This is a genomic window from Actinoplanes sp. HUAS TT8 (genome assembly GCF_051380535.1).
GTDB lineage: Bacteria > Actinomycetota > Actinomycetes > Mycobacteriales > Micromonosporaceae > Actinoplanes.
This window is the reverse complement of record NZ_CP195646.1, coordinates 9,436,917-9,450,442: the sequence shown is the minus strand read 5'-3', so window position 1 is coordinate 9,450,442 and position 13,526 is coordinate 9,436,917. Positions and strand designations below refer to the sequence as shown.

General features: G+C 68.2%; 8 protein-coding genes. 4 read left to right on the top strand and 4 right to left on the bottom strand.

Annotated elements, in window-relative coordinates:
• Positions 1-115 precede the first annotated feature (115 nt).
• Positions 116-2,503 carry an Ig-like domain-containing protein gene (locus tag ACSHV8_RS42065; RefSeq protein ID WP_436525403.1) on the bottom strand — a complete coding sequence of 796 codons (2,388 nt, stop codon included), beginning with the start codon at positions 2,501-2,503 and terminating at the stop codon, positions 116-118.
• A 43-nt stretch (positions 2,504-2,546) separates the two neighbouring features.
• The gene (locus tag ACSHV8_RS42060; RefSeq protein WP_436525401.1) at positions 2,547-3,275 is read right to left on the bottom strand and encodes a helix-turn-helix domain-containing protein; all 729 of its coding nucleotides are present in this window, start codon (positions 3,273-3,275) and stop codon (positions 2,547-2,549) included.
• 225 nt (positions 3,276-3,500) lie between these two features.
• Here ACSHV8_RS42060 and ACSHV8_RS42055 point away from each other — a divergent pair, with 225 nt between their 5' ends.
• From ACSHV8_RS42055 to ACSHV8_RS42045, 3 genes are read left to right on the top strand one after another with little or no spacing between them, the layout of a single operon-like run.
• Positions 3,501-4,163, top strand: coding sequence for a DUF4097 family beta strand repeat-containing protein (locus ACSHV8_RS42055; RefSeq protein ID WP_436525399.1), 663 nt, complete (start codon positions 3,501-3,503; stop codon positions 4,161-4,163).
• A 12-nt stretch (positions 4,164-4,175) separates the two neighbouring features.
• Positions 4,176-5,120, top strand: coding sequence for an ATP-binding cassette domain-containing protein (locus ACSHV8_RS42050; protein WP_436525397.1), 945 nt, complete (start codon positions 4,176-4,178; stop codon positions 5,118-5,120).
• A complete protein-coding gene (locus tag ACSHV8_RS42045) occupies positions 5,117-5,899 on the top strand; it encodes an ABC transporter permease (RefSeq protein WP_436525395.1) in 783 nt (260 codons plus the stop codon). The genes ACSHV8_RS42050 and ACSHV8_RS42045 overlap by 4 nt, the downstream gene beginning before the upstream one ends.
• A 63-nt stretch (positions 5,900-5,962) precedes the next feature.
• Here the strand turns inward: ACSHV8_RS42045 and ACSHV8_RS42040 are convergent, their stop codons facing one another.
• Both ACSHV8_RS42040 and ACSHV8_RS42035 read right to left on the bottom strand, forming a co-directional pair.
• Positions 5,963-8,416, bottom strand: a complete 2,454-nt coding sequence (locus ACSHV8_RS42040; RefSeq protein WP_436525393.1) for an Ig-like domain repeat protein — start codon at positions 8,414-8,416, stop codon at positions 5,963-5,965.
• Positions 8,417-8,644: 228 nt separating this feature from the next.
• Positions 8,645-11,524: an EAL domain-containing protein gene (locus ACSHV8_RS42035; RefSeq protein ID WP_436525391.1), complete on the bottom strand. Its 2,880-nt coding sequence runs from the start codon at positions 11,522-11,524 to the stop codon at positions 8,645-8,647.
• Positions 11,525-11,866: 342 nt separating this feature from the next.
• On the opposite strand from ACSHV8_RS42035, the gene ACSHV8_RS42030 reads away from it, so the two are divergent.
• On the top strand, positions 11,867-13,468 hold the full coding sequence (locus ACSHV8_RS42030; RefSeq protein ID WP_436525389.1) for a chitinase: 1,602 nt from the start codon (positions 11,867-11,869) through the stop codon (positions 13,466-13,468).
• Positions 13,469-13,526: the final 58 nt, after the last annotated feature.

Here is a 13,526-nt window from a genome sequence, read left to right as displayed (position 1 = left end):
ATTAAAGATCCTCAGAGGACTTTGCTGTCCCTTTTGGATCACGTTTTGACCCTGGCAACGACAACGGCCGCGACCAGCGTTTCCGCCGGTCACGGCCGTTGCTCTTGGTAAAAGATCAGCGACGGTACGTGCGCTTGGTGGTCACCCGAACATTGCCCGCCTTGTCGTACGACCGCAGCTGCACGGTGAACGACTTGCCGTACTTCTTCGGGTTGATGCTGAACGCGTAGCCGGCCCGATAGTCGGTGGCCACCCGCTTGCCGTTGATCAGCAGCTCGACCCGGGCTACGCCGTTCTTGTCGGCCGACGAGGCGGTCACGCCGAACGTCTTCGCGACCTTCGCCCTGTTGGCCGGCGCGCTGCGGAACGCCACCGACGGCGCGGTGTTGTCGACGATCACCGTGCGCTTGAACTGCGCGACGTTACCGAGCTGGTCGGAGACCTGCCAGATGACCGTCTTGACGCCGTCCTTACCGGCCGCCACCACGGCCGACGGCCGCGAACCGTTGAGCAGGACCGGGGCCACGAGGTAGCTGTAGCCCTTGCCGTGCGGGTCGTTGACCGTGATCGACGTGACGAACGACTTCCCGCGGATCAGCTTGTTCTGCGCCGGAAGCACGGTCACCCCGGTGACCGCCTTGTCGATGCTCACCACGAACGACTTCGACGAGGTGTTGCCCGCCTCATCCCAGACGCTGAGTTCCACGGTCGCGGTCGGCGTCGTGATGGCCCGAGCGTCCCAGGCAAGGTTCTGCGAGGTCGAGGCCAAGACCCCATTGACCCGCCATTCGGTACGGGTGATGCGCGAGCTGTCGGAGATCGACGCGCTCACGCTGCCGGACGCCCCGACCCAGCCGCCACCGGCGTCCAGTCGGTTCGTCCACGCCCCGCCGGTGAAGTCCACCTGGTTGATGACCGGCGCCACGCCGTCGACGTTGTACTGAGAGCACACGTCCCACGCGTTACCGGCCTTGTCGACGGCGTGGTAGCACGGCCACGAGTTGGCCTTCGCATCCCAGGTGTATTCCCAGGGTGCCGAGGTCAGCGTGGTGATGACCGAGCCGGCCGTCGTCTGGTTGGTGACCGTCACCGAGACCAGGTCGTCCGGCACGTCCTTGAGCGCGATGGTGACCGGACCCGGCTTCATCGACGAGTAGTCGGCCGGCGAGTACGAGAAGCGCGGCCAGATGTTGTCCACGTGCACCCGGACGGTGACCGGCTCGCTGACGTTGCCGGCCGCGTCCGAGGCGCGCAGCGTGATGTCGCTGTCGAACTCGTTGCCGAGCTTGCTCGTGGTGCTCGCCTTGCAGATCCACAGGCCGGGCGACAGCTTCGAGGCGTCCTTGCAGCTGCCCCACACGTTGGTCTCGCCCGCCGTGCTGACGGTGGCTTCCAGCTTGGTGACGGCGACGTTGTCGGTCACCGTCGGCCGGAAGTCGATCAGCGGCCGGTACGGCTTCCCGGCGACCAGGTCGGTGGCCTGGATGACCGGGGCGACCGTGTCGGTGGACGGCCCGGTCGCACTCAGCGTCAGCGCCGCCTCATTGTTGGACTTGTCCAGGTCCTTGGCGAAGTTGTCGCAGTCGCAGGCCGGGTTGACCTCGACCGACCCCACCGCGCCGGGGACGGCCAGGGCGATCCGCAGGGGGAACGTCCAGGTCTTGGTGGCGCCGACCTTGAACAGGGTGGCCGTGCTGCACAGGTACTGAGTGCCGGGCTTGGTCCGCTGCTCGGGATAGATCGGGCTGCAGCCGGACGGCACGGTGTCGACCGCGGTCCCCTCCGGAAGCGTCACCACGACCACACCGGGCGAGTTGTCGCTCAGCTGCCGGTCCAGCGTGGCCGGGCCGGCGTTGCGCACGCCGACCACGGCGTTCACCACGTCGCCGACGGTGCCGGAGACGCTGGTGCCGAGGGCGACCAGGTCGGTGCCGTTGTCACCGGTGACCTTGACGCCGACGACCTGCCAGTTGCTCGGGTCGTCGCTCTGACCGAGCCGCTCGCCCGCCTGCAGCGACAGGGTCCCGCCGGTGCCCGGCGTGCCGCCCCACACGGGGTGACCGGCCGCGGGCTCCCAGCCGAACTGGCCGAAGATGCCGCCGGGCGCGTACGTGTCCGTGCGGACCCGGTAGGGCAGGACCAGCTGGTACGACGCGCCGGGGGCCAGGGTCTGGTCGAAGACGCAGCCCCGGAGCTGGTCGGCCCGGTACTCACAGTTGGAGTAGTGGTCGACGTCCTCGTAGCCCCAGTCGGTGGCGAAGGTGACGGCGACGCCGTCGATCGCCGTCGAGCCGGTGTTGGTGACCGACAGGGTGGTGCTGAAAGTGTCGCCCAGCGCGGCGGTGAGTTCCTGCTGCGCGCCGGCGATCAGGGTGGGTTCATCGGCCGCGTAGGCCGGGGCGGCCAGGCCGGTGAGCGACAGCGCGGACGCGGTCAGCCCACCGAGGGCCCAGCGGAAAAAGGGGTGGGGGTGCAACGGGTTCCTCCCCGTCAGAAGATCCATCGACGTGCATCGTAAGGATCCGCCGCAATCCCCGCTGTCCTTTTCAGATCACATCTTGATCTTGCGGTTTGGTGAACAGAACCTCACGGGCCTGCTCGGCCGACCGCATGATCGCCTCGCTGACGAAGTCGAGGAAACGAGCGACATTCTCCAGACGTACGGCCGCCGGACTGGTCGCCCCCAGGACGCTCCCGCTCTGCCGCGCGATCTCGGCCAGCCGGACGTTGGCCCGCGCGCTGGCGACCGTCGACTGATACCACAACTCGTTGTCGACCGAATACCGCTCGCGGCGGCGGTCGTCGCGCTCCCGGCGCACGAGATCCTGACTCTCCAGGAACGCGATCGACTTGGAGACCGTCGCCGGGCTCACCTCCAGCCGCTGCACCAGTTCGGCCGCCGTGAGACTGCCCTCGTCGCTGATGAAGATGCAGGCCAGCACCCGCGACATCATCTTGGCCAGGCCGGACTGGATGAAAACGCCGGTGAGCGTCTCCTCGTACTCCCGCACCGCCTGGGCGTCGCGCCCCGCGGGCTGCGCGGGCGCGTCGGCCCCCCGGGCGGTGGCCGGCCGGCGCCGGTGGGAACGGCGCTCGGTGGCGTGGTGGGCCAGCTCGGCCCGGTAGCCGCCGGGGCCGCCGTTGCGCGTCACCTCCCGGGTGATCGTCGACGTCGGACGGTCCAGACGCCGGGCGATCTCCGCGTAGGCCAGCCCGTCGGCCAGCCCGGACGCGATCTGCTGACGTTCCTGCTGGCTGAGTCTGCCGCCCGGCATCGCGATCTCCCTCGTACGTCTTCACCGACGCCGCCAGCATAGCGTTCACTCTCATTCCATTGCAACGCATAGACACGTTGCGTTGCATTGATTTTCGTTCCATTGCAACGATTTATCGACCCTGAGCTGCATAATCACTTCTCTTGTGCAACAAGCTTGTTGCCCGATCCTCGAACGCAACGTAGCGTTTCTCTCATCGGAAACAACGCATCGAAGGAGCACACAGTGAACACGTTCGAGACCCCCGCCCCGATCACCGCCGTCCTCGACATCCCGGCCGGCCGCCTGCAGGTCATCGCCGCCGACCGGTCCGACACGGTCGTCCAGGTCCGCCCGGCCGACCCGGCCAAGAGCCGCGACGTGAAGGCCGCCGAGGAGACCCGGGTCGCGTTCGCCGACGGGACCCTGCGGGTCGAGGCCACCGTGAAGAACCAGATCCTCGGCCACCCCGGCTCCATCGAGGTGACCGTCCAGCTGCCCGCCGGCTCGCGGGTCGAGGCCAAGGCGGCCGCCGCCGACCTGCGGGGCGTCGGCCGGCTCGGCGACGTGACCTTCGAGGCCGCGCAGGGCGAGCTCAAGCTCGACGAGGTGGCGAGCCTGCGTTCCACTACCGCCGCCGGCGACGTGGAGATCGGCCGCCTGGACGGCCCGGCCGAGATCAGGACCAGCAAGGGCGACATCCGGATCGCCGAGGCGGTTCGCGGCCAGGTCGTGCTCGGCACCCAGGCCGGCTCGATCACGGTCGGCGCCGCCACCGGCGTCTCGGCGGCGCTCGACGCCCGCACCGGCTACGGCCGGATCAGCAACGCCCTCAAGAACGACGGCTCCGTCGAGCTCGACATCAAGGCCACCACCGCGTACGGCGACATCGCCGCCCAGAGCAACTGAAGGAGCGACGACATGACGAACCTGGCCATCGCAGCGGACGGGCTGCGCAAGTCGTACGGGGAAAAGGTTGTCCTCGACGGGGTCGACATCGCCGTACCCGAAGGAACGATCTTCGCTCTTCTGGGTCCGAACGGTGCCGGCAAGACGACGGCGGTGAAGATCCTCTCCACCCTGCTCTCCGCGGGTCCCGGCAGCGGCGGGATCCGGGTCGGCGGTCACGACCTGGCCGTCGACCCGCAGGCGGTGCGCGCCGCGATCGGCGTCACCGGGCAGTTCTCGGCGGTCGACGGGCTGATCACCGGCGAGGAGAACATGCTGCTCATGGCCGACCTGCACCACCTGCCCCGGGCCGAGGGACGCCGGATCACGGCCGAACTGCTGGAGCGTTTCGACCTGGTCGAGGCGGCGAAGAAACCGGCCTCCACCTACTCCGGCGGCATGAAGCGCCGCCTCGACATCGCGATGACGCTGGTCGGGAGCCCGCGGATCATCTTCCTGGACGAGCCGACCACCGGTCTCGACCCGCGCAGCCGGCACAACATGTGGCAGATCATCCGCGAGCTGGTCGCCGCGGGCGTCACCGTCCTGCTCACCACGCAGTACCTGGAGGAGGCGGACGAGCTGGCCGACCGGATCGCCGTGCTCAACGACGGCAAGATCGTCGCCCAGGGCACCGCCGCCGAGCTCAAGCGCCTGATCCCGGGCGGTCACGTCCGGCTCCGCTTCACCGACCCGGCCGCCTACCAGGGCGCAGCGGCCGCCCTGCCCGACGCCGCCCGCGACGACGAGTCGCTGTCACTGCAGATCCTCAGCGACGGCAGCCAGCGCGAGCTGCGCACGATCCTCGACCGGCTCGACGCGGCCGGCGTCGAGGCCGACGAACTGACCGTGCACACCCCCGACCTGGACGACGTGTTCTTCGCCCTGACCGCCAAACTTGAGGAGAATGTCCGATGAGCACCCTGTCCCTCGCCGTCCGCGACTCGTCGACCATGCTGCGCCGCAACCTGCTGCACGCCCGCCGATACCCGTCGCTGACCCTGAACCTGCTGCTCACGCCCATCATGCTGCTGCTGTTGTTCGTCTATATCTTCGGCGACACCCTGGGCGCGGGACTAGGTGGCGGCCGGTCCGAGTACATCGCGTACCTGGTTCCCGGCCTGCTCCTGATGACCATCGGCAGCACGGTGATCGGCACGGCGGTCTCCGTCTCCACCGACATGACCGAGGGGATCATCGCCCGGTTCCGGACGATGGCCATCCACCGCGGGTCGGTGCTGGTCGGGCACGTGATCGGCAGCGTCCTGCAGTCGGTCGCCAGCGTCGTGCTGGTCGGCCTGGTCGGGGTGGCCATCGGGTTCCGCTCGACCGATGCCACCGTGCTGGACTGGCTGGCCGCGTTCGGACTGCTCGTGCTCTTCGCCCTGGCCCTGACCTGGATCGCCGTCGGCATGGGCCTGATCAGCCCCAGCGCCGAAGCGGCCAGCAACAACGCCATGCCGCTGATCCTGCTGCCGCTGCTGTCCAGCGCGTTCGTCCCGATCGACAAGATGCCCGGCTGGTTCCAGCCCATCGCCGAGTACCAGCCGTTCACCCCGGCCATCGAAACCCTGCGCGGCCTGCTCCTGGGCACCGAGATCGGCCACAACGGCTGGCTCGCCGTCGCCTGGTGCGTCGGCCTCGCGATCCTCGGCTACCTCTGGGCCACCGCCAAATTCAGCAACGACCCGAAGTAGCCCCACCGGAAAAGCCGGACGGCCTGGACCAGATCCCCCCTGGTCCAGGCCGTCCTCGTTCTACTACTTGGTGTACGTGAAGTACTGGTACGGCGTCCACGTGGTCGTGTTCAGGCTGTCGCCGGACGAGCCGCGCACGTAGGCGGCCCGGACCCGCAGCCGGATCCCGTTCAGGCCGGATCCACTGATGTAGAGCCGGTCGGTCGCCCCGAAGTAGTTCCGGTCCAGGGACTTCCACTTGCCCTTGCTGTAGTACTCCACGGCGACGTAGACCTTGCGCTTGGCACCGCTGGTCATCGTCGTGGAGAACTGGGCCTGGCCCTTGACGTGGTAGTACCGGTAGCTCGTACCGCCGATCTTCGCGGTCTTGTAGTACTTGGACATCGTCAGCGAAAGGCTGACCCGGGCGCCGACCTTGGCCGTCATCGTGCGCGGCGCGGTCTGGGCGTCACCGGTGAACACCGCGGTCATCGCCGTGTCCCGGGTCAACTTGAAGCTCGCCACGACGTTGCCGGCGCTGTTCACGACGGCCCGCTTGACCAGGCGCTTGGCCGCGTCGGTGCCGGCCGGGTCGGCCCAGATCTCGACGGTCCGGTTCTTGTAGGTGGCACCGAGGTGCGCGGTGAAGGACACCGTCTGGCCGTAGTTGTAGACCTTGCCGTTGTTGCTCATCGCCAACGTCGGCGTGGTCCGCGAGACCGCCACCGACTTGGTCGCCGTCACCGGCGAATGCGCGTCGTCCCCGGCGTAGGTGACCTTGTAGGTGACCGTGCCACCGGCGGCCGGCGTGTCGGCGAACGAGAACGAGCCGTCAGCGGCAACCGCCTTCGTCCCCAGCGACCGGCCGGCCGGGTAGTCCAGGTCGGTCTTGCTGATCGCGACGGTACGGCCGGCCGGCAGTGGCACCGAGGAGGCCAGCTTCCCGGTGATGGTCAGCGCCTTGGCCCGAGTCGCCGACGACGGCCCGGCCAGTGCCAGCGTCGCCGCCCCTAGAGACACCGCGACCGAGGTGCTCACCGTGGTCGATGGCAGGTGAACCTCGTCGCCGGCGTAGGAGACGTCATAGACGAACGTCCCGGCGGCCGACACGGTGTCGGCGAAGGAGAACGTGCCGTCGGCGGCTACCGGGACGACACCCACCACGGCGCCGGACCGGGAGACGGTGACCGACGTGCCGGACGGCAGCGACACCGACGACGTCAACTGGCCGGTGATCGTGAACGCGGTGCCCGGGATAGCCGAGAGCGGGCCGGCGACGCTGAGTGCCGATGCGGTCCGGGCGACCACGACCGACGCTCCGGCCGTGGACGACAAGTGGGTGCCGTCGCCGGCGTATGAGACCTGGTAGGTCGCCGTGCCGAGGGTCGGCGGGGTGTCGGTGAAGGTGAACGAGCCGTCAGCGGCGATCACCGCGTCGTCCAGCGCGGTGCCCGACCGGGCGATCGACACCGTCGTGCCGGCCGGTAGCGACGCCGGCGAGGTCAGCTTGCCGGTGAAGGTGACCGGCTCGCCCGGAACCACCGGGGATTTACCGGAGAGGGTCAGCGTCGACGTCGCGACTCTCGGATTGGAGATGACCTCCAGCCGGAAGGTCGACCCGGTCTCGATGACATCGAACAGCCGCTTGCCGTCCGGCTCCCAGGCCAGACCGTGTGGCTGACCTACACCGGGCTCCACGTTCAACGCCTGGAACAGCTGGCCGGTCGGCGAGTAGATGTACACCCCGGGGGTCCAGGCATCGGAGCTCCGGACGGCGATGGTGCCGTCGGTGGCGATGTCCACGGCCGCCGGGAAATTGTCCACCGCGAGGTTCCGCTTGGCGGCCAGATTGTTGGCATCACGCAGCGTCGCCACCATGCCGCCGATATGAATCATTGCGAGCCGGTCGCCTTGAGGGGACAGCGCCATGCCGGCGATGTTCCCGTTGTCCTCGACGGAGTCCACCACCGTGACGGTGTCACCGGCGACGTCGAGGACAGCAGTCTGGCTGTATCCGGCCACGGCCAGCCGGTTCGGCGCGGCCGAAGCGCTGGCCAGCGTCGCCGGGCCGGGTGGAATGGTCGCGAACAGGCCCAGCACCGGCTCCGGCGAATCGGCGGTCGGGTCGATGTTGCCGAGATAGCCGTGGCTGGAGTCGTCCGAGTAGGAGAACCACACCCGGCCGCCGGCGACGGCGACCGACTTGGGTGCGATGGCGCCGAGGCTGTACTTCGCACTCTGAGCGAGGCTGGTGGTATCCAGTGCGAAGATCGCCTCGTCGCTGCGCGAGGTGACGTAGACCTGGGACGAGTCGGTGGAGAGCGCCATATCCGACGCGTCGTCCACCGGCAGGCCGGCGAGCTGATTGCCGTCATAGTCGGTGACGACGACTTTGCCGCTGGCCGGGTCGCTCACGAACACGTGCTGGTGTACGCCGTCGACTAGCACATCGCCGACCGATGCGATGGCGAGCGCTTTGACGGAGTCGGCCTGGGCCGGCGCGGCCACTCCGACGGCCAGCGCGGTCGTTCCGGTCAACAGGGCTACGGCAGCCGAGCCCATCCTTCTCTTACCCAATGTCTTCCCCCGCACGTGGGGACGCACCGCCGCGTCCGGACTCGCCCCGGACGCTATTCGAAGATCATTTGGTTATGGATCATGCGAAAGGATGATCCGCCCGCGAGTCGACGTAACGGATCCGTCTCGGCCCGGAAAACGGGAAGTGGCCGCCCCCGAACAGCGAGGCGGCCACCGAAAAACCCGGAACTACCAGCCGCCGACCCCGGCCAGCACCCGCTCCACCGGAACCGGCTTACCCAGGTAGAACCCTTGACCGAACGGAACCCCGCAGGCCACGAGCGCATCCCGCTGAGCCGCCGTCTCGATCCCTTCGGCGATCACCGTGCACCCGTGCTGCTCGGCGAACTCGACGAGCGTCCGGATCGCCGCCTGGCGGGCGGTCTCGTTCTCCAGCCCTTGCAGCGTGTCCAGCCCCAGCTTGAGGAAGGCCGGCCGCTGCGATTCGATCCGGGCCAGGGTTTCGTACCCGGCGCCCAGGTCGTCGATGGCGATCCGCACGCCGCCGCCCAGCTGGGGCGGGGTCGCGCCGGCGACCTCGACGACCAGCGGACGCTTGGCCTCGGCGAGCAGCGGCATCAGCTCGTGCGGCCGGGCCAGCAGGTCGGCCGAGACGTTGACGGCCAGCCACGTGCCGTTGGGCAGCGACCGCGCGGACGCGATGGCGGCCTGGACCAGTGCCGCGTCGAGCGCAATGTGCACGCCGCGTTCCTGCGCCGCGTCGAGGCTGTCCTGCGGGTTGCTGCCGTCGGCGAAGCGGGTGAGCGCCTCGTACCCGACCACGTGCCCGTTGATCATGTTGTAGATCGGCTGGAACACGGTGAAGAAGCTGAACTCCTCGAAGAGGTGCGCCCGGCTGGACGACGCCTTCGACTTGTCGGTCTGCCAGGCGCCCGAGTCGCTGCGCTGCAGCCGGACGGTGACCTGCCCGGCGGTGGCGCCGTGTTCCTGCCGGTAGTGCAGGACCTGGGCCCAGTCGCCGACCGCGACCGGCTTGGACGCCGGGGCCTCGCCCTTCTTGGCCGACTTCTTCTTGGCCTTCTTCGGCTTGACCGTGGGGACCAGCCAGTCGCGCAGGTGGGTGACCAGGTCGACGACGGTGTTGCCGAGACCGACGAACGCGATCATGGCGTACGTCGAAAGCAGCAGGTTGAGACCGGCGAAGACCAGGTTGTTCCACTGCCGCAGGTGGATGTCGTGCCACACGGTGTAGATACACAACGCGATCAGGGCCAGCGGCAGCAGCAGGTAGGAGGTGGCCGCCGTGGTGCGGTCGCGGACCTTCGGTGTGCGCTTGAACGAGCTCTTCTCACCGGTCAGCAGCTGCAGCAGTGAGGCGATGCTGCCGGACAGGTTGACCGGCAGCAGGATCAGGTTGAAGCCGTAGATCCGCAGCATGTCGGACCGTTTGTAGCCCAGGTGTTTCAGGTCGGCCGCCATCATGAAGAAGTACGGCACGGACACCAGCAGCAGGATCGGGTTGAGCAGGTCGTTGTTGAACGGGTAGACCAGCATCACGACCAGGCACACGGAGCTCCAGAAGATGGAGGCCATGTAGTTGACCCGCAGGAAGTACTCGCCGAAGCGGTTCTTGTCCTCGCGCTTGGACTTGGCCCGGAACTGGTCCTTCAGGCGGGACAGGATCAGCAGACCGCCGTTGGCCCAGCGCTGACGCTGGATGGCCAGGGAGCCGAAGTCCGGCGGGGTCGCGCTGTAGGCCAGCCGTTCCGGGTAGTTGTGCAGCGTCCAGCCGTTGACCCCGAGGTCGATGGTCGACTCGGTGTCCTCGATGACCGTCCGGTCCTGGATGTACCGCTTGATCTCCCAGTCACCCTCGTACGCGACCTCACAGATCTCATCAAGGGCCTTCTTCCGCAGTACGGCGTTGGCCCCCACCCAGAACGTAGCCCCGTAGTGGGTCATGCCCTGGTGGACGATGTACTGGATGTCGGTGGTCGCGCCGGAGATCCGCTCGACCCGGGTCGCCGAGCCGGGGTACGCGCTGTACGGCGTCTGCGACACCGCGGTCTGCGCGAACGCGCCCTGCTCCATCAGGTGGACCAGACGCAGCGCGTACTCGGGAAGCAGAACGCTGTCCGCGTCGAGCGTCAGGACGTAGTCCGGGTTGGGGATGACCAGGTCGGCCCGGTTGGGTCCGGCCGTCACGAGCGCGGTCCCCAGCGGCGTGTTGATCTCCTGGTAGGCGCCGCCCATCAGCCCGATATAGCTGTTGAGGTTCATCGCCTTGTTGGGCTCGTGCGACAGCGACACGTACTTCTTGCGTTCGAAGCTGGTCACGTGCGCGTCGAAGATCGCCAGCAGCCGCCGGTAGAGCTGGTTCATCCGCGCCATCGGCAGCGCGACCTGCTCGTCGGCGCCCTTGCTGAGCGCGCCGGCGATCTGGCCGAGGTCGGCGGCGAGCGGGTGCAGGATGTGCTCGACGAAGAACGTGTCGGTGTGGTCGACCATCTCCTGCTGCGCACCGAGCTCGTAGAGCCAGTTCGAGGAGTACTGGTACTCGTCCGCGAGCCGGCGCATGTCGTCGGGCACCACCAGGTAGCCGCCGCGGTAACGAACCTGCTCGTCGAAGTTCGCGAACGCGTTGGAGACCCGGGTGAACGGGATCCGCAGCTCGCCCTCGATCTTGGCGGGCAGCGCGCGGGCGGCCAGCAGCATGTCCCGCGCGGCGCGCGTCTTCGGCGTCCGCGGGTCGTCGATCAGCAGCGTCACCCGCAGGCCGGGGTACTCCTGCAGGGCCGCCGAGAGCAGCGTGTTGCGGTTGGTCCGCTCGTCCTCCTGATATGAGGGGACCAAAACCTGAAGGGACGGCGTCTTCCCGCCGATGAACTCGTCGAGCATGATCCGCGGCGCGCGCTGGTGGCTGCGTCCGCGGTAGAAGTAGCCGATCCGCGTGATCAGGTACGCGATCGCGGACGCGGCCAGCCCGGTGATGACCAGCATGTACACGATCGCCTCGACACCGAGTCGCGCGCTGTAGGCGTGCCCCTCGATGAACTGCTGGAAGATCGTGTAAGCGATGTAGCAGGCCCAGACCGTGATGGTCACCACGATGGCGAGCCGGCCGCGGGTGATCCTGCCTTCGGAGACCGCGGGTTGGACGATCGGGTGAGGATCCGTCCTCCGGTCGGCCCCCCATTGGCGCTTAGCGTCCGGCTTGCGCTGGTCCGCCGAGTTGCGTGGCATGCGTTTTTGGGCCCTTCGATGCGATTTACGGCAGCACCGCGTGGCGGTGCCCGGCGGAATTGTCGTTGCGTCATCGCGATTTGGCGCTCCTAGATCCAGATTGGATGCACGGTGCCCGCGTCCCCCCGCTTGTCCTCCTTTTGCCCGATCGCAAAAACCGTCGAGATACGCCAGCTTTTATCGACTTAGGAAAACGAAAGGGCTTTCATGACGGACCGTGCCACACCCGTAGCCGTGCGGCCGGATTACGATCCGCTCGCCGACCCGGATTGGCAGGAACCGGAGCCCCCGCGGCGCCGGCTGTCATGGACGCGGCTGGGAACCCTTCTGCTCGCGCTCGGCCTGGTCGGGGCCGGCGGCACCATGGGCGTTATGCACCTGCGGGACACGTCCGGCCCGACCGCGAAGTCCTGGGCGGTGCCGTACGTCGATGTCACGCTGACCCCGACGTTCCAGTTCCAGGACCCGTCGGCCAACCCGGCCAAGAACATCGCGCTCGGCTTCGTCGTCGCCGACCCGAAGAACGCCTGCACCCCGAGCTGGGGCGGCGCCTACTCGGTGGACGGCGCGGCCTCGTCGCTCGAACTCGACCGCCGTATCGACCAGCTGCGCCAGGCCGGTGGTGACATCACGCTGAGCCTCGGCGGGCTCAACAACAAGGAGCTGGCGGTCGCCTGCACCGACCAGGACCGGCTCACCGACGCCTACCGCCAGCTGGTCAAACGCTACGACGTGAAGACGCTGGACCTGGACATCGAGGGCACCGCGGTCGCCGACCAGGCGTCGGTGGCCCGCCGGGTCAAGGCCGTCGAGGCGGTGCAGAAGGAGCGGCAGGGCGCCGGCAAGTCCCTCGACGTGTGGCTGACCCTGCCGGTCACCCCGGAGGGCCTGACCACCGAGGGTGTCGCCCTGGTCCGCGGCATGCTCGAGGGCGGCGTCGCCCTGCGCGGCGTGAACGTGATGACGATGGACTTCAACAACGGCGACAAGAACCCGAACATGCTGGACCTGAGCACCAGCGCCCTGAACGGCACGCACAAGCAGCTGACCGACCTGTACCTGCAGCTCGGCCAGAAGTTCACGTCGCCGCAGGTCTGGTCCCGGATCGGCGCCACCCCGATGATCGGGCAGAACGACGTCGACACCGAGCGGTTCACGCTCGACGACGCCCAGGGCCTGGCCAACTTCGCGGTCGACAAGGGGCTCGGCCGCGTCTCCATGTGGTCGATCAACCGGGACGCCGCCTGCCAGGGCACGTTCGCCAACGTCGTCGTGCACGCCAACACGTGCAGCGGCGTCGAGCAGGAGTCGCTCGCGTTCTCGAAGATCTTCGCCGGCCTGCCCGGCAAGGCCGCGAACAGCAGCGCCGAGGCGGTCGACATCCCGGACCAGACGTCGGCCACCGACGACCCCAAGACCAGCCCGTACCCGATCTGGCGCCTGACCGCGCTCTACGTCACCGGCTACAAGGTCGTCTGGCACGGCGTCGTCTATGAGGCCAAGTGGGCCAACTCGGGCGTCGACCCGTCCGCGGCTCCGGCCGCCGGAACGCAGAGCGCCTGGTCGGTGATCGGCCCGGTCAGCCCGGTCGAGAAGGCTCCCAAGCCGACGCCGACGGTCACCGGCGTGACCAAGACCTGGACGCCCGCCACCACCTACAAGCGCGGCGACCGCGTCCTGTTCAACGGCCTGCCTTACGAGGCGCGATGGGCCGCCAAGGACGAGGCTCCGTCGGCCGAATTCCCCATCGACGCCGACGATCCGTGGCTCCCGCTCTTCACCGTCCCGGGCGAGCCGTCCACCAATTAAAAACCTTTAATTCACTTTCCCGTACGTCGTACGCCCGCGACCTGAGGTCGCGGGCGTT